At 63.0% G+C, this 22,133-nt stretch carries 22 protein-coding genes; 12 read left to right on the top strand and 10 right to left on the bottom strand.

The window, feature by feature from the left end; genetic code table 11:
* Positions 1–6 precede the first annotated feature (6 nt).
* The 4 genes from NKJ90_RS22135 to NKJ90_RS22120 form a co-directional block, all read right to left on the bottom strand.
* Positions 7–174, bottom strand: a complete 168-nt coding sequence (locus NKJ90_RS22135) for a hypothetical protein (RefSeq protein ID WP_198032191.1) — start codon at positions 172–174, stop codon at positions 7–9.
* A gap of 114 nt (positions 175–288) precedes the next feature.
* Positions 289–948, bottom strand: coding sequence for an HAD family hydrolase (locus NKJ90_RS22130; protein WP_023758255.1), 660 nt, complete (start codon positions 946–948; stop codon positions 289–291).
* Positions 948–1,433, bottom strand: coding sequence for a dUTP diphosphatase (gene dut, locus NKJ90_RS22125; protein WP_023758254.1), 486 nt, complete (start codon positions 1,431–1,433; stop codon positions 948–950). The genes NKJ90_RS22130 and dut overlap by 1 nt, the downstream gene beginning before the upstream one ends.
* A 78-nt stretch (positions 1,434–1,511) precedes the next feature.
* Entirely contained in the window at positions 1,512–1,982 is a 471-nt protein-coding gene (locus NKJ90_RS22120) for an Lrp/AsnC family transcriptional regulator (RefSeq protein ID WP_023758253.1), read from the bottom strand.
* A gap of 115 nt (positions 1,983–2,097) precedes the next feature.
* On the opposite strand from NKJ90_RS22120, the gene NKJ90_RS22115 reads away from it, so the two are divergent.
* Together NKJ90_RS22115 and NKJ90_RS22110 are read left to right on the top strand one after the other, a co-directional pair.
* Positions 2,098–2,346 (top strand): DUF6356 family protein, encoded by a 249-nt coding sequence (locus tag NKJ90_RS22115; protein ID WP_023758252.1) that lies wholly within the window; start codon positions 2,098–2,100, stop codon positions 2,344–2,346.
* Between the two features lie 16 nt (positions 2,347–2,362).
* Positions 2,363–3,160 (top strand): class II glutamine amidotransferase, encoded by a 798-nt coding sequence (locus NKJ90_RS22110; protein ID WP_023758251.1) that lies wholly within the window; start codon positions 2,363–2,365, stop codon positions 3,158–3,160.
* Positions 3,161–3,301: 141 nt separating this feature from the next.
* Here NKJ90_RS22110 and NKJ90_RS22105 read toward each other — a convergent pair whose 3' ends face one another.
* On the bottom strand, positions 3,302–4,252 hold the full coding sequence (locus NKJ90_RS22105; protein WP_023758250.1) for a hypothetical protein: 951 nt from the start codon (positions 4,250–4,252) through the stop codon (positions 3,302–3,304).
* Between the two features lie 321 nt (positions 4,253–4,573).
* Here NKJ90_RS22105 and NKJ90_RS22100 point away from each other — a divergent pair, with 321 nt between their 5' ends.
* From NKJ90_RS22100 to NKJ90_RS22090, 3 genes are all read left to right on the top strand, one after another.
* A complete protein-coding gene (locus NKJ90_RS22100) occupies positions 4,574–4,816 on the top strand; it encodes a hypothetical protein (RefSeq protein WP_023758249.1) in 243 nt (80 codons plus the stop codon).
* Positions 4,817–4,914: 98 nt separating this feature from the next.
* Positions 4,915–5,139 carry a hypothetical protein gene (locus NKJ90_RS22095; protein WP_023758248.1) on the top strand — a complete coding sequence of 75 codons (225 nt, stop codon included), beginning with the start codon at positions 4,915–4,917 and terminating at the stop codon, positions 5,137–5,139.
* A gap of 280 nt (positions 5,140–5,419) precedes the next feature.
* A complete protein-coding gene (locus tag NKJ90_RS22090) occupies positions 5,420–6,793 on the top strand; it encodes an amidase (RefSeq protein ID WP_023758247.1) in 1,374 nt (457 codons plus the stop codon).
* Here the strand turns inward: NKJ90_RS22090 and NKJ90_RS22085 are convergent.
* Positions 6,787–7,860 (bottom strand): NAD(P)/FAD-dependent oxidoreductase, encoded by a 1,074-nt coding sequence (locus tag NKJ90_RS22085; RefSeq protein ID WP_023758246.1) that lies wholly within the window; start codon positions 7,858–7,860, stop codon positions 6,787–6,789. The two genes, NKJ90_RS22090 and NKJ90_RS22085, sit on opposite strands and share 7 nt — an antisense overlap.
* 238 nt (positions 7,861–8,098) lie before the next feature.
* Between NKJ90_RS22085 and NKJ90_RS22080 the strand changes: the two genes are divergently transcribed.
* The gene (locus NKJ90_RS22080) at positions 8,099–9,691 is read left to right on the top strand and encodes a peptide chain release factor 3 (protein ID WP_023758245.1); all 1,593 of its coding nucleotides are present in this window, start codon (positions 8,099–8,101) and stop codon (positions 9,689–9,691) included.
* Between the two features lie 160 nt (positions 9,692–9,851).
* On the opposite strand, the gene NKJ90_RS22075 is transcribed toward NKJ90_RS22080, so the two are convergent.
* Entirely contained in the window at positions 9,852–10,322 is a 471-nt protein-coding gene (locus NKJ90_RS22075; RefSeq protein ID WP_023758244.1) for a VOC family protein, read from the bottom strand.
* Between the two features lie 273 nt (positions 10,323–10,595).
* Between NKJ90_RS22075 and ilvD the strand changes: the two genes are divergently transcribed.
* The 3 genes from ilvD to NKJ90_RS22060 all read left to right on the top strand — a co-directional run bounded on the left by ilvD (position 10,596) and on the right by NKJ90_RS22060 (position 14,925).
* Positions 10,596–12,440 (top strand): dihydroxy-acid dehydratase, encoded by a 1,845-nt coding sequence (gene ilvD / locus NKJ90_RS22070; RefSeq protein WP_023758243.1) that lies wholly within the window; start codon positions 10,596–10,598, stop codon positions 12,438–12,440.
* 69 nt (positions 12,441–12,509) lie between these two features.
* Positions 12,510–13,790 carry an amidohydrolase family protein gene (locus tag NKJ90_RS22065; RefSeq protein ID WP_023758242.1) on the top strand — a complete coding sequence of 427 codons (1,281 nt, stop codon included), beginning with the start codon at positions 12,510–12,512 and terminating at the stop codon, positions 13,788–13,790.
* Positions 13,791–14,001: 211 nt separating this feature from the next.
* Positions 14,002–14,925, top strand: a complete 924-nt coding sequence (locus NKJ90_RS22060) for a DMT family transporter (RefSeq protein ID WP_352486768.1) — start codon at positions 14,002–14,004, stop codon at positions 14,923–14,925.
* A 74-nt stretch (positions 14,926–14,999) separates the two neighbouring features.
* On the opposite strand, the gene NKJ90_RS22055 is transcribed toward NKJ90_RS22060, so the two are convergent.
* Positions 15,000–15,902 carry a phosphotransferase family protein gene (locus tag NKJ90_RS22055; RefSeq protein ID WP_023758241.1) on the bottom strand — a complete coding sequence of 301 codons (903 nt, stop codon included), beginning with the start codon at positions 15,900–15,902 and terminating at the stop codon, positions 15,000–15,002.
* A gap of 102 nt (positions 15,903–16,004) precedes the next feature.
* On the opposite strand from NKJ90_RS22055, the gene NKJ90_RS22050 reads away from it, so the two are divergent.
* A complete protein-coding gene (locus NKJ90_RS22050; protein ID WP_352486767.1) occupies positions 16,005–16,637 on the top strand; it encodes a class I SAM-dependent DNA methyltransferase in 633 nt (210 codons plus the stop codon).
* 1 nt (position 16,638) lies between these two features.
* Here the strand turns inward: NKJ90_RS22050 and NKJ90_RS22045 are convergent, their stop codons facing one another.
* Together NKJ90_RS22045 and NKJ90_RS22040 are read right to left on the bottom strand one after the other, a co-directional pair.
* Positions 16,639–19,092 carry a GcvT family protein gene (locus NKJ90_RS22045; RefSeq protein ID WP_023758239.1) on the bottom strand — a complete coding sequence of 818 codons (2,454 nt, stop codon included), beginning with the start codon at positions 19,090–19,092 and terminating at the stop codon, positions 16,639–16,641.
* A complete protein-coding gene (locus NKJ90_RS22040) occupies positions 19,089–19,976 on the bottom strand; it encodes a phosphotransferase family protein (protein WP_023758238.1) in 888 nt (295 codons plus the stop codon). Before NKJ90_RS22040 ends, NKJ90_RS22045 begins: the two co-directional genes overlap by 4 nt.
* 403 nt (positions 19,977–20,379) lie before the next feature.
* On the opposite strand from NKJ90_RS22040, the gene NKJ90_RS22035 reads away from it, so the two are divergent.
* Positions 20,380–21,156, top strand: coding sequence for a DeoR/GlpR family DNA-binding transcription regulator (locus tag NKJ90_RS22035; protein ID WP_023758237.1), 777 nt, complete (start codon positions 20,380–20,382; stop codon positions 21,154–21,156).
* Between the two features lie 69 nt (positions 21,157–21,225).
* Positions 21,226–22,131: a LysR family transcriptional regulator gene (locus NKJ90_RS22030; protein ID WP_023758236.1), complete on the top strand. Its 906-nt coding sequence runs from the start codon at positions 21,226–21,228 to the stop codon at positions 22,129–22,131.
* Positions 22,132–22,133 lie beyond the last annotated feature (2 nt).

Below are 22,133 nucleotides of genomic sequence, written 5' to 3'. Positions count from 1 at the left end.
GTTGGGTCAGAAGCGTTTGGCGTTCTCTCCTGCCAATTTGTCCAGCGCGTCGGAATTCTTGGCGTAGCGCGATGTCTTCTTGTCCCAGAGATAGGTGACGGAAATCGCGTGAGTTCCAGGCTTGGGCCGGGCATCGTCGCAGGATTCGCCGCTCAGCACCGTAGCATTGGTCACGATCACCTTGATCGCGGCATAAGGCTGGCAGGGTGGATTTCATGCGCGGCCTCGAGTTGGCGGCGCCAAGCTGGCACGGCCGATCGAGGCGTACAGCCGCGGCTGGAGATCAGGTCAGTGGATCGGCACCAGCCCGGCCAGTTCGCGCATGTCGTCGAACAGGATGCCGCCTGCCTGGATCAGGCCATCGCGGTCGGAATAGGGATCGGCATGATAGGAAAACACCCGCATCCCGGCGGCGATGCCGGCCTGCGTGCCGGCGACGCTGTCTTCGATGACGATGCAGTCGGCGGGCGCGAAGCCCATGGTCTTGGCCGCATGCAGGAACAGGTCGGGGAACGGTTTGCCGCGCGCGACCATGGTGGAAGAAAACATCGCGTGCTCGAACAGCGGCAACAGCCCGGTCTGGCCGAGCGTGATGTGCATCTTCGACACCCGGGCGGAAGTGGCGACACAATAGGCGATGCCGGCTGAGCGCACGGTTTCGACAAACTCGCGGACGTAGGGGATCGCCTCGACGCCATGGGCAAACAGATCCGGAAGGCCGGCATTCCAGCGATCGACGAAATCGGCGCCGAGTCTGACGCCGGTCTCCCCTTCGATCTCTTTCTGCACCGACGCCATGCTGCGGCCGGAGAAATGCTTGCGGCAATATTCGAAGCTCGTCGGATAGCCGGCAGCGCTCAGCCATTCGGCGAGGCGCCGATTGGCCAAGTTCTCTGTATCGACCAGGATCCCGTCGCAGTCGAAGATGACAAGTTTAGGAATTCGCATCAGGCGGTGCCGGTCGATCCGAACCCGCCCGAGCCACGCGCCGTGCCGCCGGCCAATGTACGCTCTTCCACGCTTGCCTGCGTCACCGCCGCGAAGACGATCTGGGCGATGCGCATGCCGCGCGTCACCGCGAAATCCTCGTCGCCGAGATTGATCAGCAGCACCTTCACCTCGCCGCGATAGTCGCTGTCGATGGTGCCGGGCGTGTTGAGGACGGTCAACCCATGTTTGAAGGCAAGGCCCGAGCGAGGCCTGACCTGACCTTCCATGCCTTCCGGAATTTCCAGGATCAGCCCAGTCGGCACCAAAGCGCGTTTGCCAGGCAGGATCAGCAGCGGCCGGTCCTCGGGCACCGCGGCGCGCAGATCCATGCCGGCCGCACCTGTGCTTTCATAGGCAGGAAAGGGCAGCCCTTCAGCATGCGGCAACCTGACGAAGCCGACAGTGGGACCGATGACGGAGGGAGTTTGGAGGGCTGCGCGCATAAAATCGATCCTATCGGCGCGGACGGCGATTCGGTCAACTCGACAACAATGCTATCAACGTCTTTCTTTCAGGCATCACTATGACCTGGCCATCGGAACGACGGTCGTCTCTTTGATCTCTTCCATCACGAAGGAGGCCGATACATCGGACAGCGCCACCTTGGCGATCAGCCGCTGGTAGAGCCGGTCATAGGCCTTCACGTCGGCGACGCGGGCGCGCAAGACATAGTCGAGGTCGCCGGACATCCGGTAGACGCCGATGATCTCGGGAAAGCTTGTCACCGCCGCCCGGAACTTCCGCAGCCACTCCGGGTCGTGGTTGGACGTGCGGATCAGGATGAAGACGGAAAGGCCAAGTCCGAGCTTTTCGGCATCGACCAGGGCCACCCGGCCGGTGATGACGCCATCCTCCTCCAGCCGCTTCACGCGGCGCCAGCAGGCATTGCGCGACAGCGCCACGCGTTCCGACAGTTGGTCGACCGACAGCGTGCCGTCACATTGCAACTCTGCCAGCAATTTCCGGTCGATTTCGTCGATTTCCAACGCCATGCGGGATGTTTGTCCCATGAGATGGCCAAATACAAGGATAATTTGAGACCGATGAACCGGCGAAGCATGTCAGGATACTCATATCAGGAACGTCAAGCGCTGAAGGGGAACCAGAATGTCGATCGCAAGGATTTTCACCTCTCATCCGGCCAAGGTCGGCGAAACCTATTTCGGTCACATGGCTTTTGCCGCCTGGTTCTCGTCGCGTCTGCTGATGGCGGCGGCCGCTGCGCTCGTTCACGCTTTCTTGCCATTTCTGTTTGAAACTACGGCCAGCCGAATCGTTCGCGAGCTTTACGAGCGGACGCACAACAGAGGCAAACACCCGATCAAGGAGCCTGCGGCTCTTATGGATCGCGCCTAGAGGACGACAGAAAGCGATGTGCCGATGGGCGGCCTATCTTGGTGAAGCGGTCTTTCTCGAAGACATCCTTACCGCGCCCTGTCACTCGCTGATCGCCCAGAGCCATTGCGCCCAGGAAGCAAAGTCGCCGACCAATGGCGACGGCTTTGGTCTTGCCTGGTATGGCGACCGCCCTGAGCCGGGTCTCTATCGCGATATCCTGCCGGCCTGGTCGGATCCCAATCTGAAGAGCCTGTGCCGGCAGATCAAATCCGGCCTGTTCCTGGCCCATGTGCGCGCCTCCACCGGCGGCGCCACCAGCCGCATGAACTGCCATCCGTTCATATCCAGCTCCTGGTCGTTCATGCACAACGGCCAGATCGGCGGCTTCGAAAAAATCCGCCGAGCGCTGGAGAACTCGCTGTCCGACGCCGTCTTCGACCAGCGCGAGGGCACCACTGATTCCGAATTGTTTTTCCTGCTGATGATCGATGAAGGGTTGGCCGGCGACCCGCAAGGTGCCGTCTCGCGTGCCACCAGCCGCGTGCTCGACGCTTCGCGCCGCGCCGGTCTCGATCCGTCACTGAAACTCACCGCCGCCTTCTCGGACGGGCAGGAACTTCATGCGGTGCGTTATGCGACCGACGCGCACGCGCCGACGCTCTACACCTCCACCTTACGCAAGGGCGGCGGCCGCTGCATCATGTCCGAACCGTTTGACCGCGAGGGCGGCGATTGGCAGGCTATTCCGCCATCGAGCTTTGTCACCATGACCACGGATGGCATGGCTATTCGTCCCTTTGCTCCGGCTGCGAAGCTGGCGCTGGCCGTCTAATGCATGTCGCTCAAAAGTGGCCCCGGTTTTAAGACAACGACATGCATTGAGACCTAAAGCGCGGTGCATGAATCCACTTCGACGCGACGCGCTTTAGTCGCAAATCACGGCGTCGTCGCGGGCATCGGCTGGCAGTCACTTTCAGGGGCTTTGCGGCGCGCTGGATTGTCTCAGCCAATGGCGGTCGAAGACATCGAGAATGGCGCGGAACTCGGCTGGCGGGATCTGGTGGACGCCGCCATCGCTGCCTCCCACGAGGAACCGTACGAGTTGTCGGTCGACCTGCTCCGGCTGGTCGATGGATATGCCGAGCGATGCCAAATCCTCCGATATCGACTGGTCGCCCAGCAGGTATCCGCCCCACGAGGTGGTTCCAGGCGCCGGATCGCGCAGACGTACCATGAGGATTCGGGTCAATGACGGCAGCGCCTCCGGGCCGATAATAGCGGTTCCGCACATATACCCGCCAAGCACACTTCCCGGCTGCGACTGCGGCAACAGGCTGATGAAGAACTGGGCGTCGCCGCCAGCTTCCTTCAGATGCACGTAAAGAGCGCGCTTGGCTGGCGTGACCGGGCCGCCAAGCACCAACTGGCCGGTCGGCAAGGCTTCGCGATATGTGGCGGTCAAGCCATGCAGGCCAGGCCCTGTCTCGATCGACAGGATGCCCTTGATGATCTGGCCGCGATAGTAAGGCGACCAGGCGCGCGAATAACATGCATAAGCACCGGTCAGCGCGAAGACGACGCTGCGCTCATCATGGTTGGAGGAGGCATCGAATTGAGTGCCGGCGCGGCGTTCGAGCACCGCGCTGTCGACGCCGTGGCGGGCTGCGATGGCGGCGGTGAAGTGCGGCAGGTCGCAGTCGGCGATCCATGAGCCGGGCTGCTCCAGGCCTAGCAGCTTCGTCCAATCGTCATAGACACTGTGCTCGCGCGGCTGGGCGCGACCCTGCAGCCATTTGTCGGCGCGGCCGAGATCGAACGCGGTCTTGGGGTTAACGGCCCGGAACGCCGCCGCCAGATCCTTGCGGGTGACGGTCCCCAATAACGCCGACGTCAACCGCAATTTCTGCGCAATGTGCTGTGCCATTCGGCTGCCTCTTGCTGCTAGTTGTTCTGCCATAGCATGCTGCACCTATCCTTCCATGATATATTTCCATTAGCTAATATTCCAGGAATTCCAGAGAATTCCACGGTATTCCATACGTGCTGCCTTTTCCGGTCGCGGGCCGGCGCTAAGCTCGCAGAGGGCTAGGGGCATATCATCCGCGAGAACGTGCTGAACGTGGGCTGAGCACGTCCCTTCCTTTGCAGAGCAGTGACACGCTCCTGTCGAGCAACGGGCAACCAAGCTTAAGGAGCCTGCTGGCAACAGAACCGTAGTGCCATCTCAACCTGAAGGAATGACCGGATGACCTCGAACGCCTCTTCCAGACTGACGTTCATTGTATTTACCGCTGGCTGTATCGCGTTGGCGCTGCTCTTCCGATACGCGCCGACCGGTGAATTTCCTTCGAAATATACCAAGGTCGCACCGGTGGCACGCGCCGCAAATCCAACCCGTATCGACGTCGACAATGAAGCGCACGCCATACGCTTCTACATCGATGGCAAGCAGGTCGCCTTGCTCGATCAGTCCGGTTTCAGGCAGTGAGGCGCCGGCCGCTTTGAATGCATGAGGCAAGAATTTGGGCGCGACGCATGGCTGATCCAGAAAATGCGGAGCGCTTTGGAACCTGAGAGGAAACAGTCATGAGACTCGTTCTGTCCGCGTTGCTTGTGTTGCTTGCCTTGTCGCAGGTGGCGGAGGCGAAGAAGAAAGTCTTGGTGACGCTGGACAATGTCGCCAAGGCACAGGCGCCCCGGCCGCCGCTCGACAATGCATCGACAGGCGGGATTAGGCCGGCCGCGAATCCACAGGCGCCGGCCACCGACGGGCCGCAGTACCCGCCGGCGCTGTATTTCAATTTCCTGTAGGCCGGTTGCTTGCCGATCGACGACCCGTGCGGCGCCGATCTTGAGCCGTCACTGAGACTTACCGTTGCAGGATCGAGCGCGGCACCGAAGCTGCTGATCTCCCCACTTGTGGCGGAGATGTCCGGCAGGACAAAGGGGGCGCCGTAGAGCGCAGACTTGGACAGTTCCAGCCTGCGCGACTTCGATCAAACGCAGCCGATCCTCAACTGCTCAATTTCGCTTGAAATCGCAACGCCATCCGCCATCTTGACCAGGGCGAGCGTCAAGCCGGAGCATGGTTATGGACAGCATCTTTTCCTCAACCGGCCAACTGGCCGCCGCGATACTTGACCGCAAGATTTCCGCCATCGAAGCGCTCGACGCGCACTTGGCGCAGATCGATGCGCACAACGATGCGGTCAACGCCGTCATCTCGCTCGACAGGGAAGGGGCCCGCAGCCGAGCCAAAGAAGCCGACGCGGCACTGGTGCGCGGCGCCGCACTTGGGCCGCTGCATGGCGTACCGTTCACGCTGAAGGACATGCACGAGACATCTGGCATGAAGACCACAGTCGGCTTCCCGGCCTTCGCCGATTACATCGCCAGACAAGACAGCCCCGTCGTCGCGCGATTGAAGGCAGCCGGCGGCGTGCTGATGGCCAAGACCAATGTCCCGACCATGCTGTCCGATTGGCAGTCGAACAATCCGCTGTTTGGCCGCACCAACAATCCATGGGACCTCGAGTGCACCGCCGGCGGCTCCAGTGGCGGTGCGGCAGCGGCGATTTGCACAGGGATGACACCGTTCGACATCGGCACGGACATGCAGGATTCGATCCGGCTGCCGGCCGCCTTCTGCGGTGTCTATGGCCTAAAGCCGACGGAGCATCGCGTTTCGCTGACCGGCGCCTTCCCGAACCCAGCCGATGCTGCGCGCAGTGTGCGGCTGATGTCTTGTCTCGGCCCGTTGGCGCGCAGTGTGGAAGACTTGTCGCTGATCTATCAAATCGTTGCCGGTCCTGACGGGTGCGACACCGATCTTGCGCCGGCGCCGGTCGAGGACATGCCAAGCCTCGACCTCAAGACAGTGCGCATTGCCTTCGCGCCGTCCTTTCCCGGATTTCCGGTGGCCGGCGACATCAGTGCCGCGGTCGAAAGTCTCGCAAGGCAGCTGCAAGGCGCAGGCGCCGTCGTCGAAGAAGCGAAACTGCCGAAACTCAATCTGCATGACGATCTGGAGCAGGGCGGCGCCCTGATCGGCATGATGATGGAGGCCGCGCAGCAGGAGCCGCCACAGGAACCGACTCCGGTCTCACGCTGGTTCGAGGCGCTCGCCCGCCGCGACAAATCCATTCTCGCCTGGGACCGGTTTTTCGAAAATTACGACGCGTTGCTCTGCCCGGTCGCCATGACCACGGCCTTTCCGCATTGCGAGCCGGGCACATCCATCGAGGTCGACGGCAAAGAGCAGAGCTATTGGATGCTGCCGGCCTATGGCGCGGTGTTCAACTACAGCGGCCATCCCGCGCTTTCGATGCCTTGCGGACTGGGCAGCGCCGGCCTGCCGGTCGGCCTGCAACTGGTCGGCAAGCGCTGGTCCGAGTCGCGCTTGCTCGGCATCGCCAGGGCAATCGAACCTTTGGCTGGCGGCTTTCGCCGTCCGCCTGGCTATTGAGCGAAGCGCGACAATCCATAAGCGCCAAGCAGCGGGTCGCGCTCGCCCTCCAGTATCTCCCGTGCGACGAACAGGCCGACGGCCGGCGCCAGGGTGATGCCCGAATGCATGACCGCGACATAGACACCTTCCATGCCCTCGGCGCGGCCGATGATTGGAAAGCCGTCGATCGGTGTCGGACGATAGCCGACTGTGTGGAAATCCAATTCCAGCCCATCGCTGCCGTGCAGCATTGCTTTCATGGCCGCAAAAAGCCCGCGGGCGGTGCCTCGCGGATCCATGCCCGGGTCGGCACCGCCGAAATCGGAGCCGGCAATGATCCGGCCTTCGGCTGTCTGGCGCATGTGCAGCCGCTCGGCCAGCACCAGGCCGTTGAGCAGTTTTTTGTAGGGCTGTGAGTGGACGATCAGCCCGGGCGGCGTCTCGATAGGCAGTCTGATCCCTGCCGTCGCGGCAATATCCGGTGAGCCGACGCCAGCCGCGATCACGACCTCGTCGGCGGCAATCAGGCCATGCGATGTGTCCACGCCAGTAATCCGGCCGCCGGTCTGGACCAGCGCCGTAGCGGTGCTGGAGATGGTGCGCGCGCCTTGTCGTTCGGCATCGGCCAGCAGCATTTTGGCGGCGGCCACCGGCTCGACGACACCTTCCTCAGCGACATGCAGGGCAAAGTCGGGAAGCTCGGCGAGATTTGGCTCGATGCGCGCCACGCTGGCGCGGTCGACGCGCTCGATGCCGTAGCCCCAGGCGGAATGCTCCATGGCGTAAGTTTCCATTGCGGCGGCCGGCAGGTCCCAGCACAGGCCGCCGCACCAGCTGAGCGGGAGGCCGGGCAGGTCCTGCGCCAGCCGCGACCACTCGGCCATCGCGCGGGTGCGCAGTCGGAAATACGGCTCCGGGTTGCCCCAACTGGCATTGATCCAGGCGAACGAGTTCGGCGTCGCCACCCCGCCGGCAGCACTGTCGGCGATAACCGTCACCTGCGCACCCCCCTTGCTCAGATGCCAGGCGATGGAGGCGCCGATGATACCGGCGCCGATGACGATCACTTGCTTCGCAGCGCTCATGCTGATTCCCTCTGCCTCGCAATTCCTGACGGACATCCACCCAAGTGCCATCCTGTTTCCCGCTTGCCAACATCGCGCAGCAGGAAATATGCGCAATGCGCTGGCCCGAGGCGCAACGTGATCAAGTTCCTTATTCCGAGGGCGAGCGGCATCCAAGCGATGTCCGTGCCGCCGGAGCGGTCGACAGCCCGGCACTGCGCTGCTAGAAGCCCGGCCTGTCACACGGAAATACCAGAGAATGCCCGAAGCAATAGAAGAAGAAGTGGCGCGCCGCCGCACCTTCGCGATCATCGCGCACCCCGACGCCGGCAAGACGACGTTGACCGAAAAGCTGCTGCTGTTCGGCGGCGCCATCCAGCTTGCCGGCGAAGTCAAGGCCAAGAAGGACAGGATCCAGACCCGGTCCGACTGGATGAAGATCGAGCGCGAGCGCGGAATTTCGGTCGTCACTTCGGTGATGACCTTCGAGTACGAGAACACCGTCTTCAACCTGCTGGACACGCCCGGCCACGAGGATTTCGCCGACGATACTTACCGCACGCTGTCGGCGGTGGACTCGGCCGTCATGGTCATCGACGCCGCCAAGGGCATCGAGCCGCGCACGCTGAAACTGTTCGAGGTCTGCCGGCTGCGTGACATCCCGATCATCACCTTCGTCAACAAGATGGACCGCGAAAGCCGCGACCCGTTCGAGATTCTCGACGAGATCGAGCAGAAGCTGGCGCTGGATACCGCGCCCATCACGTGGCCGATTGGTCGGGGAAGAACCTTTTCCGGCACCTACCATCTGGCGCTGAACGCGGTGCGCAAAGGCGACGACGAGAAGGAACGCACGCCGGTCAACGGTCCCGATTCCAACCGCGTTGCCGGGCTGCTGCCGGAAAACGAGCGCGAGGCCTTTATCGAGGAGCTGGAGCTCGCGCGGGAGGCTTGCCGACCTCTTGATATTGACTCGTTCCGGGAAGGTCATCTGACGCCGGTCTATTTCGGCTCGGCGCTGCGCAATTATGGCGTCCGCGACCTGATCGAGGCGCTTGGCGCGTTTGGGCCGCCGCCGCGCGCGCAGGAGGCCGACACCCGCAAGGTCGAGGCGACCGAAGAGAAGATGACGTCCTTCGTCTTCAAGATCCAGGCCAACATGGACCCCAATCACCGCGACCGTATCGCCTTCGTCCGCGTCTGCTCGGGCAAGCTCGAGCGCGGCATGAAGGCCAGGCTGGTGCGCACGGGAAAACCGATGTCGCTGTCGGCGCCGCAATTCTTCTTTGCCCGCACCCGCGTCACCGCCGATGAGGCCTTCGCCGGCGACGTCGTCGGCATTCCCAACCACGGCACGCTGCGCATCGGCGACACGCTGACCGAGGGCGAGGAGATCCTGTTCCGCGGTGTGCCGAATTTCGCGCCCGAAATCCTGCGTCGTGTCCGCCTCGGCGATGCGATGAAGGCCAAGAAGCTCAAGGAGGCGCTGCAGCAGATGGCCGAGGAAGGCGTCGTGCAGCTGTTTTCACCCGAGGATGGTTCACCAGCGATAGTCGGCGTCGTCGGCGCGCTGCAACTCGACGTGCTGAAGGAACGGCTGAACTTCGAATACACACTGCCCGTCGAATTCGAGATGTCGCGCTTTTCCGTCTGCCGCTGGATCTCGGCCGACGACCAGGCCGAGGTACACCGCTTCATCGAGGGGCATCGCGGCGACATCGCCCGCGACCTCGACAATGATCCGGTGTTTCTGGCCCAGCACGCCTTTTCGCTGAACTACGAAGCCGAGCGCTGGAAGGCGATCAAGTTTGCCACGATCAAGGACTATCAGGTCCGCGACAGAGCGGCGTAGGCGCCAGTTTTTCCTTCTCCCCGTTCACGGGGAGAGGGTGCCCGGAGGGCGGATGAGGGGCAGCGTCGACCTGGGTCTAATAGACTCCAACGTCCCCCGCCCGTCGCAGGCTCCAGGCGTTCGAAGCAAGTGGCTTTCCGTCCGCCACGCGGACCGCTTCTCACCCTTTCGCCGCTTCCTCGATCTTGGCGACGTCGATCTTGCTCATCTGCATCATCGCGGACATCACGCGGCCGGCCTTGGCCCGGTCCGGATCCAGAAGCAGGTGCGGCAGCTGCTCCGGCACAACCTGCCAGGAGACGCCGAATTTATCCTTCAGCCAGCTGCATTGCGACGGTTGGCCGCCACCTTCGATGAGCTTGTCCCAGAAGTAATCTACCTCTTCCTGCGTCTTGCAGTCGATCGACTGCGACATCGCTTCGGTGTGCTTGAACTGCGGTCCACCATTGAGCGCCTGGAACTGCACGCCGTCGAGTTCGAACGTGGTCACCAACACCTTGCCTTCGTCGGCGTGGCCTTCGGGCCAACGCATCACGCTCAGCACCTTCGAATTCTTGAAGATGGAGACGTAGAAATTCATGGCCTCTTCGGCCTGGCCGTCGAACCACAGGCAGGTGGTGATCTTTTGCATGTCGTGCTCCTCGGGTGTTTTGGTTGCGGTTACGGCGAAACGGCTGACTCCGGGAATGGTGCTGCCATTTCCATACCGTTTGCCTAAGGACGGCCGTGCGGCACGCAATCCGACAACAGGGTGCAATTTTTTTGGAAGATCTGATTTTTGAGGGGAATCTGGCGCATTGCAAAATTGTGGCCAGACCATGTTTGCGCGTCTATAACGCCTGCGGTCCGAATTCAGCGCCGCCGCGCCATATCTTCGGCTGCGGCCAGCCACCAAGGAAAAAACATGCCTGCCTATCGCTCCCGCACCACCACTCATGGCCGCAACATGGCCGGCGCCCGCGGTCTGTGGCGCGCCACAGGCATGAAGGACAGCGACTTCGGCAAGCCGATTATCGCCGTCGTCAACTCCTTCACTCAGTTCGTGCCCGGCCATGTCCATTTGAAGGACCTCGGCCAGCTGGTCGCGCGCGAGATCGAGAAGGCCGGCGGCGTCGCCAAGGAATTCAACACCATCGCCGTCGATGACGGCATCGCCATGGGCCATGACGGCATGCTCTATTCGCTGCCGTCGCGCGAGCTGATCGCCGATTCCGTCGAATACATGGTCAATGCGCATTGCGCCGATGCCATGGTCTGCATCTCCAATTGCGACAAGATCACCCCCGGCATGCTGATGGCCTCGTTGCGCCTCAACATTCCGACCGTCTTCGTTTCCGGCGGGCCGATGGAAGCCGGCAAGGTGGTGCTGGCCGGCAGGACCCAGGCGCTCGATCTGGTCGACGCCATGGTGGCGGCCGCCGACGACAAGATCTCCGACGAGGACGTCAAGGTCATCGAGCGATCGGCCTGCCCGACCTGCGGCTCCTGCTCGGGCATGTTCACTGCCAATTCGATGAATTGTCTGACCGAGGCGCTGGGTCTTTCGCTGCCCGGCAACGGCTCGACGCTGGCCACGCATGCCGACCGCAAGCGTCTGTTCGTCGAGGCCGGTCACCTTATCGTCGATCTCGCGCAGCGCTACTACGAGCAGGATGATGAGACCGCTCTGCCGCGCAACATCGCCTCAAAAGGCGCCTTCGAGAACGCCATGACGCTCGATATCGCCATGGGCGGCTCGACCAACACCGTGCTGCACATCCTCGCCGCCGCGCATGAGGGTGAGATCGACTTCGATCAGGATGACATCGACGCGCTTTCCCGCAAGGTGCCGGTGCTGTGCAAGGTGGCTCCCGCCAAGGCGGACATCCATATGGAAGACGTCCACCGCGCCGGCGGCATCATGGCCATCCTCGGCCAGCTCGACAATGCCGGCTTGATCAACCGCGACCTGCCGACAGTTCATACGTCAACGCTCGGTGAAGCACTCGACCATTGGGATATTTCCCGTACGACCAGCCAGAGCGTGCGCGATTTCTTCCTCGCTGCCCCTGGCGGCGTGCCGACGCAGGTCGCCTTCAGCCAGGACCGTCGCTGGGACGAGCTCGATCTCGACCGCGAAAAGGGTGCTATCCGCTCGGCGCAACATCCCTTTTCCAAGGATGGCGGCCTCGCCGTTCTGAAAGGCAATCTGGCGCTCGACGGCTGCATAGTGAAGACGGCCGGCGTCGACGAATCGATCCTGAAGTTCACCGGCCCGGCCCGCGTGTTCGAAAGCCAGGATTCTAGCGTCAAAGCGATCCTGTCCAACGAGATCAAGGCCGGCGATGTCGTCGTCATTCGCTATGAGGGACCGCGCGGCGGCCCCGGCATGCAGGAGATGCTCTACCCGACCAGCTATCTGAAGTCGAAGGGGCTCGGCAAGGCCTGCGCCCTGGTCACCGATGGGCGCTTCTCCGGCGGCACGTCGGGCCTGTCGATCGGCCATGCGTCGCCGGAAGCCGCCGAAGGCGGCCTGATCGGCTTGGTGCGGGAAGGCGATACGATCGAGATCGACATCCCCAACCGCAGCATCCGCCTTGCCGTTAGCGACGCTGAAATCGCTGCCCGCCGGGCTGCGATGGAAGCAAAGGGCGCCTTGGCCTGGAAGCCCGAGGAAAAGCGCAAGCGCAAGGTGACGACCGCCTTGCGCGCCTATGCCGCGATGGCCACCAGCGCGGCCAAGGGCGCGGTAAGGTTCGTGCCGGAGTAGGGAGTTTTTCCTTCTCCACAAGGGAGAAGGAGGAGCCGCGCTGGATGATTCTTCAAGCGGGATGGCGACATGGATTTCGACCTTATCGTTAGCGGCGGCACGCTGCCTGATGGCAGGGTTGCCGACATTGGCATCTCCGGTGAGACCATCGCGGCGATCGAGCCCGCTCTGCGTGGTTCCGCGCAAACCGAGATCGACGCCCGAGGCAACCTGGTCTCTGCGCCCTTCGTCGATCCGCATTTCCACATGGACGCAACGCTCTCTTACGGCATTCCGCGCATCAATGCTTCGGGCACGCTGCTCGAAGGCATTTCACTATGGGGCGAGTTGAAGCCGCTTCTGACGCATGAGGCGGTGCGCGACCGCGCGCTGGCCTATTGCGACTGGGCGGTGTCGATGGGTCTGCTCGCCATCCGCACCCATGTCGACGTCTGCGACGACAGGCTGCTGGCGGTCGAGGCCCTCCTCGACGTCAAGAAGACGGTGGCGCCTTATATCGACCTGCAACTGGTCGCCTTCCCGCAGGACGGGTTTTATCGCTCGCCATCGGCACGGGAAAACACCATCCGCGCGCTGGACATGGGCGTCGACATTGTCGGCGGCATCCCGCATTTCGAGCGCACCATGGCCGACGGCACGCGCTCGGTAACGGAGCTGTGCGAGATTGCGGCCACGCGTGGCCTGATGGTCGACTTGCATTGCGACGAGACTGACGACCCGCTGTCGCGTCACATCGAACAGCTTGCCTTTGAGACGCAGCGCCTTGGCCTGCACGGCCGGGTGGTCGGATCGCACCTCACCTCGATGCATTCGATGGACAATTACTATGTCTCGAAGCTGCTGCCGCTGATCGCCGAGGCCGGCGTCTCGGTCATTCCCAATCCTTTGATCAACATCATGCTGCAGGGCCGCCATGACACCTTCCCCAAGCGCCGAGGGCTGACCCGGGTCAAGGAGATGCTGGCGCTCGGCATTCGCGTCGGCTGGGGCCAGGATTGCGTGCTCGATCCCTGGTATTCGCTGGGCACCGCAGACATGCTCGACGTCGCCTTCATGGGCCTGCATGTCGCCCAGATGTCGAGCCCGGCCGACATGGCGCGTTGCTTCGACATGGTCACCAATGTCAACGCGTCGATCATGGGGCTCGATCATCTCGGCCTGGCGGCAGGCAAGCGCGCCAGCCTCGTCGTCCTCGACGCCGGCAATCCGGTCGAGGCCCTGCGCCTGCGCGCCGAGCGCCTGTGCGTCATCGCCAGGGGCAGGGTGGTGGCGCAGCGGACGAAGCAGGAGACCCGGCTTTCGATCGATGGGCGGCCGGGGATGGTGAACCGGCGGCACATATCCAGCTAGAGCGGGTCACCGTTTCGCGGAAACGGCGAACCACTGCTAGCTCTTTGTTTTGACGCAATTCCGGACAGAAAACCGTTTCACACTTTTCCTGGAATTGCTCCAGATACAGCCGATTCCCCGCGCTGGTCTTACCCATCGCCGGAATTCTCCTCGTCAAAGCCGCTGCTTCCGTCTACGACGCGGCTTACACAGGGGAGGAATCGGGATCGGCATGACGCAGCCCGTGGCGCAGAATTCCACAGTTCGGAACGTGCTTCTGGCCGGCATTCTGCTGATGCTGGCCGGCGACTTCCTGTTTGCGCTGAACGACGCCATGGGCAAGTGGCTGGTCGCCAGCTTCTCCGTCGGCCAGGTGGTGCTGATCCGATCCATCGGCGCCTTCTTCGTGCTTGGCCCGATGATCGCCCATCAGGGCGCGGCCAAGCTGTTCCGCTTGGAACGCCTGGAGCTGCAGCTGCTGCGCGTTGTCATGACCACGCTCGACACCGCGCTCTTCTATGCCGCCGTCGTCTATCTGCCGCTCGCGGATGTGATGAGTTTCTACATGGCCGGGCCGATCTACGTTGCGGCACTCTCGCATCTCTTGCTTGGCGAAAAGGTCGGCTGGCGCCGCTGGATGGCGATCCTGCTCGGCTTCTGCGGCGTGCTGATCATGCTGAAACCGTCCTCGGCGGCATTCTCGCTGTCATCTGGCTTCGCGCTGGCAGGCAGCATCGCCTTCGCTTTCGCCATCATCCTCAACCGGCGGCTGCGCGGCACCAGCGACACCAATCTGGTGACGTGGCAGACCATCGGCACGCTGCTGGTCGGCGGTGTGCTGACCATAGGTGCCTGGCAAACGCCGTCAGCACTCGATTTTGGTGCCATGCTGCTGCTCGGCATCGTCTCCTGCGGCGCGCATCTGATGATCACCAGGGCGCTCAAGTTGGCTCCGGCCTCGACACTGGCTCCGCTGCACTACACGCTGCTCCTGTGGGCGGTGGTGTTCGGGCTGGTGTTCTTCGGCGACGTTCCGGGTCCTCGCATCCTGATCGGCTCGGGCATCGTCGTTCTCGCCGGCCTGTTCATCTTCCACCGTCAGAAAGTCGTCGAGACCACGGTGCCGCCGGAGAACGTGCCGAAGGGCGTGAATTGATGCATGTCGCCCAAAAGTGCGCAGCGGTTTTGGGATAACGACATGCACAAAGATAGCTTCAAGGTTCCTGGTGCCTAACCCCGGCGGATCGCCGCCAGATGCCGTGAAAACTCCGACGTCTCCATCAGTGCCTTGCAGCGGACAAACCGGCCGTCGGCATAGGCGCGGAAATCCTCGACCGGATTGTTGTTGGCGAGTTGGATCAGCCCCCACAGCGTCCACAAAAGGTCGCACATCGCCTTGTAGATGACGATGCGGCCGCGACCCGCAGGCCTGGCCTCGCCGCCGAAATAGGCGCCCATCATCGCTTCATCCTGCGCTGTGTCGAATTTGCCTTCCACGCTGAGGTCGCCAAGGTCCCAGAGCGGGTCGTTCATGCCCGAATATTCCCAGTCGACGATCCACATCCGCTCGCCTGTATCGAGGAAGTTTTCGCAAAGCGGATCGCAGTGGCAGGCGACGAGCGGCAGCGCATGGGCGGCGAGCGCCGATCGCACGGTCCCGGCCTCGCGCACCACGTCATGGTAGCCGGCGGGCAGGGCGACATCCTTGGTCGACAGCACCTTGAGATAATCGTCGATCATCGCAAACAGCTCGAAGCGGAAGGGAAACACCGCGCCTGAATTGTGCAGCTTGCGGAAGGCCTCGCCGGCCCGCGCGGGACTGCCCGGCCGAAGCTTGAATTTTTCCGGCGACATTGTCTCGGCGCCGGCAATGAAGCGCGTCACCATGATTCCGGTGGCGGGATCGACATGCAGCACCTCAGGGCTGACCTCTGCCTTTGCCGCTTCGCGCGCCGCTACCGCCTCGTTGGCGCGGTTGATGTATTCTTCGGTGCCTTTGCCGGGGATGCGCAGGCAGAAGTCGCCGGCCCTGAAGACCAGATTGGTGAGACCGCCAAGCCGTTCGAGTGGCCCGGTGTAGCCGGCCAGCATGGGAATGGCGGCCAATGTCGCGCGCACTTCGTCTGTCACCATGCCTGCGCCCCCACGCTGTTATTTGTCGCAGCGACGGTTCCACAATTTTCGTGCTTTGGCTATCATCCGATGTGAGACCCAAGGAATGGTGGACGGACCAAAGTGGCGGACAGCAAACATCATGGTGTACTTGGCGCCGTCTATGCGGCCAAGCGCCCGGAGGAGGTCGCAGCACTCTATAACAGCTGGTCGCAGACCTATGACGCCGACATGTCGGCCGCCGGCTATCGCCACCCAACGATCTGCCTTGCGCTGCTGGCCCGGCATCTGCCGCGCGGTGCCGCACCGCTGCTCGATGCCGGGGCCGGCACTGGGCTGATCGGCGAATGGTTGAACATTGCCGGCTGTCCCGAGGTCGAGGCGCTGGACATCTCGGAAGGCATGCTGGCTCAGGCCGCGCGCAAGGGCGTCTATTCGGCGCTGCATTGCCTGGCGCTCGGCGGTCATCTGCCCTTTGCCGACGGCGCCTATGCCGGGATCATCTCGGCCGGCGTCTTCACTTCCGGCCATGTCGGAGTCGAGGGTTTGGACGAGCTGATCCGCATCTGCCGGCCGGGCGGAGTGATCGTGCTGACCGTCAAGAACACACTGTGGGAAGCGGGCTTTGCCGCGCGCATCACCGAGCTCGAGGCGCAAGGCCTCGTCACCCGCATCGAGGAAACGAGGCCTTACATCTCCATGCCGGGCGAGGCCGACACCGTGCCGAGCCGCGGTCTCGCTTTGCGCGTGATCTGATCTACGCTTTGATCTTGGCGGCTGTCGGATCGTACATCGGCTCGAGATGGATCTTGGCCGGTGTTCGTTCCATCGCGACCACCAGTTCGTAGTCGCCCGAGGTGAGAAAATCGTCGCTGACGCCATCGGCGTTGCGCACATAGCCGTAGCCGATGTTCTTGCCCAGCGTGTAGCCATAGCCGCCGCTGGTGAGATAGCCGACCAGCTCGCCATTGCGCAGGATGGTCTCGCGGCCGAGCAACACGATCTCCGGGTCATCGACCGTGAAGCCGACGAAACGTTTCTTCAGCGCCGCGCCGCTGGCCGTCTCGAGCGCTCGCCGCCCAATGAAATCGGTGTTCTTGCGCAGCTTGACCGCCCAGCCGAGGCCGGCTTCCTGCGGCGTGTCGTTGGGAGTGATGTCGGAGCCCCAGGCGCGGTAGCCCTTTTCCAGCCGCAGCGATTCCAGCGCACGATAGCCGACCGGGCGGATCTCATACGTCTTTCCTGCCTCCATCAGGCAGTCGAAGACTTCGCCGGTGGCCGCGATCGGCACATGCAGTTCCCAGCCGAGCTCGCCGACATAGGTGACGCGCAGCGCCCGAACCGTGTGACCGGCGACGGCGATTTCGCGCACATGGCCGAACGGGAAGCTCGCATTCGACACGTCGGCTTCGGTCACCGCCGAAAGAACGTCGCGCGCCCGGGGACCCATCAGCGACAGCGTGCCGAAGTCCTCGGTGACGTCGACAAGCGTGGCATCGAGGCCTTCGCCGATATGGTCGCTGATCCACGAAGCATCATGCGTGCGGAAGCCGGTGCCGGTGACGATATAGAACGCCTCCTCGGCCAGTCGCGCCACCGTCAGGTCGGCCTCGATGCCGCCGCGTGTGTTGAGAAGCTGCGTGTAGGTCAGCCGGCCGACAGGCTTGCTGACGTCGTTGGCGCAGATCCAGTCCAGCGCCTTCAGCGAATCAGCCCCGCTCAGCTCGTATTTGGCGAAGGACGATTGATCGAAGATGCCGACCTTTTCGCGCACGTGCCTGTGTTCGTCGCCGACCGCGGCGAACCAGTTCTGCCGCCCCATCGAATAGATGTCCTGGGGCTCGACACCTTCGGGCGCAAACCAGTTAGGCCGCTCCCAGCCGAGCTTCGAGCCGAACACGGCGCGCTGCTGTTTCAGCCTGTCGTAAAGGGGCGAGACGATACGAGGCCGCCCGCTGACGTACTCCTCATGCGGAAAGCCGATCGTATAGTGTTTCCCATAGGCTTCCAGAGTGCGATCGAGGACCCACTGCCGGTCGCGGTGCAAATTGGAAAAGCGCCTGATATCGACGACCCACAGGTCGAGCGGCGCTTCGCCGTCGACAACCCACTGCGCCAGCACCCAGCCGGCCCCGCCGCCCGATGCGATGCCGAAGGCGTTGAAGCCGGCGCCGACGAACATGTTGGCGCATTCGGGCGCAGTGCCGAGGATGAAATTGCCGTCCGGCGTAAAACTCTCCGGACCGTTGATCATCTGTTTGACGCCGACAGTTTCCAGTGCCGGCACACGCGCGATCGCCTGCATCATGTGTTGCTCGAAATGATCGTAATCATCGTCGAACAGCCTGAACTCCCAATCATTGGGTACGTCGCCCCCGGGGAGATCGGTCGTCCAGGCCTGTGGGTTCGGCTCGTAGCCGCCCATCACCAGCCCGCCGACCTCCTCCTTGAAATAGGTGCGCCGGTCCGGGTCACGGATGGTCGGCGCGTCGGTCGCCAGTCCGTCGATCTTCTCGGTGATGATGTACTGGTGCTTCACCGGCTGCAGCGGCACGTTGATGCCGGCCATCGCGCCGACCTGCCGCGCCCATTGCCCGGCGCAGTTGACCACCTTGTCGCAAGCGATGTCGCCCTTGCTGGTCTTTACCACCGTGATGCGGCCGTCCTTTATCTCGAAGCCGGTGACGCGGACATCCTCGAATAATTTGGCGCCATGCATGCGCGCGCCCTTGGCCAGCGACTGCGTGATGTCGGAGGGGCTCGCCTGGCCATCGGTCGGCAGCCAGGAAGCACCGACAAGATCGTCGGTTTCCATGAGCGGCCACATGGATTTGATCTCCGCCGGGGACAGCAATTGCATGTCCATGCCGAAACTTTTCGCCGTCGTCGCCAGCCTTTTGTACTCGGTCCAGCGGTCGGCATTGGTGGCGAGCCTGAGGCACCCGGTCATCTTCCAGCCGGTGGCGAGGCCGGTCTCGGCCTCCAGTCCCTTGTAGAGGTCGACTGAGTATTTTAGCACACGGGTGATCGACGCTGACGAGCGCAGCTGGCCGACAAGGCCGGCGGCGTGCCAGGTCGAGCCCGAGGTCAGCTTGCCTTGCTCCAGCAACACGACATCAGCCTTGTGGTCGCGCGCCAGGTGATACGCTGTCGAACAGCCGATGATGCCGCCGCCAATGACGACGATGGCGGCCTGGCTGGGCAATGTCATGATTTCTGTGTCCCGTACTTCGTTCTGTAGTTTTCCAGCGCGGCGTCGAGCCGCGTCAGGTTTTCCTCGGTGTAGGCGACGTAGTCGATGCCGGGCGCGTCGAGGTAGAGCTCGGACACCATGCTCCACATCGCCTCGCGCAGCAGCGAAGCGCATTGCATAGCCGCGTGCGAGCGGCGGATCGCCTCGTCCGGTTCCTTCATGAAATAGGCGGTCAGGAAGGCGAAGGATTCCTCGTCGCTCATCCCGGCGTTGGACGCTACGCCGGCGAGATCGAACATCGCCGTATTGAAGCCGGCATATTCGAAGTCGATCAGCCACAGCCTGTTGCCATCGTCGAGAATGTTGGCCGGCAGCAGATCGTTGTGGCCAAAGACGATCGGCAGCAGTTTCTGTGCGCGCTCCAGCTCGTCAGCCAGCGTCAGCAGGCGCGGCAGGTCGCTGCGTTTGCGGCTGCCGCCTTCTTCAAGCGTGCGCGCATAGTCTCGGATGACATGGAACACCCAGAACATGAAGCCGGCGCCGGAGACGTGATTGGGCATCTCGCGATGGAAGGCGCGCATGAGCGCCGCGATACGCCCGAGACTGGTGCGCACATCCTCCGCCTGCAAGGTTTTGGCGCCGAGAAACTCCGTCACCAGGATGCCCGGCTCGGCATGGAGGACGGCCGGTGCGAAACCAGCGGCATGGGCCGCCCGCGCGGTCATCACCTCGCGCTCACGAAAGACATGGTGGAACGGATAGTCCTTGCCGAAGCGAACGACATGTTTGCCGGCCGCATCCGTGACCACATAGTTGGCGTTGCTCAGACCGCCGGGTAGGGGTGCGATTTCGATGCCGCCGGTCCAGCAGGGCAGGTCGCGGATGCGTTCTTCGGCGGTCACGGAATCATCCCTGGTTTGCTGGGGGTTCGATAAGGTGCCATGGACAGAGCGAGGATGGCGGGGAGAAACGCAAAAAACCTCGTCGGTGCGGGATGCCAGGATCGGTATCCCGCACCGCACCGACGAGCCCCTTGGCCAGGTCTTTGAGCCCGGCATCCGCCCCCGCGGATCTGAAACTTCCTCGCGCCCGGCACGTTACAAACGGCCTGGTGCGTGAGTTGCGGGTCTGCCATCACCCTCCCGTTGCAGCTCCGAACCCTGTCTTGACTTCACGCCCGGGTTGCTCGGTTGTCAAGAAAAAGATGTGACCTTTTTTGGGTGTTTTGCCCGAAACCTAAGATGGCTCCTTTAAAAACGCTTGAATTACCTTAAAATCGGTCAGAGTCTCAGTTCGGGGAACCAAATGGCTCAATCCAAGCGCCACGGCGAGATCCTGCGGCTGCTGCAGGAAGAAGGCACTGTCACCATCGCCAGCCTGGCCGACCGGCTGGGCGTGTCGCTCGAGACCGTGCGCCGCGACGTCAAGCCTCTCACCGGCGACGGCTCCGTCCTCAAGATGCATGGCGCCATCGGCCTGCCGTCGATGGTAGGCGAAGCGCCGTTCGAGCGGCGCATGCGTGAGAATGCCGATGCCAAGCGCATCATTGCCCGCATGGTCGCCGGCACCATCCGCGATGGCGAATCGATCATGCTCGACACCGGCACGACAACCTCGTTCCTAGCCCGCGAGCTGCTCGGCCATCGGCGCTTGACGGTCGTCACCAACTCATCGGATATCGCCCGCACGCTGGCCACCATCAACGGCAATAAGGTCTACATGGCCGGCGGCGAGCTGCGCAGCGATTCCGGCGCCGCCTTCGGCGCCTCGGCCATTGACTTCGTCAGCCGCTTCTCGGTCAGCCATGCCATCATCTCCACCGGTGCCGTCGATGCGGTGATGGGGGTCATGGACTATGACCTGGAAGAAGCCGAATTCGCGCGCATGGTGCTGTCGCGCGGCCAGCGTTCGCTCGTCATCACCGATCACTCGAAGTTCGGCCGCCTCGGTCTGGTCCAGGTCTGCGGCTTCGACAGTTTTTCCGAGATCGCCACCGACCGGTCGCCGCCGCACGACATCGCCGCGGCCTTGGCGCAGGCCGGCGCGCGGCTCAGCATCGTCGGCGCGGAGAGCGGGTTCTGATCAAGCCAACTTATGTCGACGATTTGGCCGGCACTTCCCACCGTCGCCTGCAGCGTGTTTAGTCCGGCCATGGCTTTCACCATCCGCCAGTTGCAGTTCTTCATCGCCGTGGCCGAGCAAGGCACGGTGTCGGGTGCCGCGCAGAACCTCTCGATCTCGCAATCGTCGGTCACCGAAGCGATCAAGGAACTCGAAAGCGATCTTGGCGTCGAACTGTTCGAACGCCATCCGCGCGGCCTCAACATCACCCACAAGGGCCACCAGTTCCTGCGCCATGCGACAAAGATCCTTGCCGACGTTTCCGACGCGCGCCGCTCTTTCTCAGGCGAACAGGCGGCAGTGGGCGGACGACTGCAGCTCGGCGTCACCTCGCTGGTCGCGGGCTATGTGCTGTCGGATCTGCTTGCCCGTTATCGCCGCGCCTATCCCGGCGTCGAGGTCTCGGCCATCGAGGACAATGGCGATTACCTCGAACACCTGCTGATCGGCGGCAAGCTCGACATTGCCGTTATGGTCACCTCCAATTTGCGCGACCGCACCGCACTGCAGTCGGAAATCCTCGAAGTGTCGGCCTATCGGCTGTGGCTGCCGCTCGGTCATCCGCTCGCCAGCGCTGACATCATCAGCATCGGCGACATTGCCTCCGAAACGCTGATCATGCTGACCGTCGACGAGATCGAGGAAAACACCGGCAAGCTGCTGACGGCGATCGGCGCCAAGCCGCATGTCGCTTTCCGCACCCGTTCCGTCGAGGCCGTGCGCAGTCTGGTCGCGACCGGTGCCGGCGTGGCGCTGTTGCCCGATCTCGTCTACCGGCCCTGGTCGCTGGAAGGCGACCGCATCGAATCGCGCGATATTTCCGGTTCCTTGCCGGTGGTCCAGGTCGGCATGGTCTGGCGGCGCGGCTCCGGCCTGCCGCAGGCGGCACGCGATTTCATCGGCCTTGCCCAGTCGCAGCGGACGGTCCGCCGCTAGTG

The sequence above is a fragment of the Mesorhizobium sp. M0051 genome, assembly GCF_040323235.1.
GTDB lineage: Bacteria > Pseudomonadota > Alphaproteobacteria > Rhizobiales > Rhizobiaceae > Mesorhizobium.
This window is presented reverse-complemented; position numbering and strand designations above follow the sequence as displayed.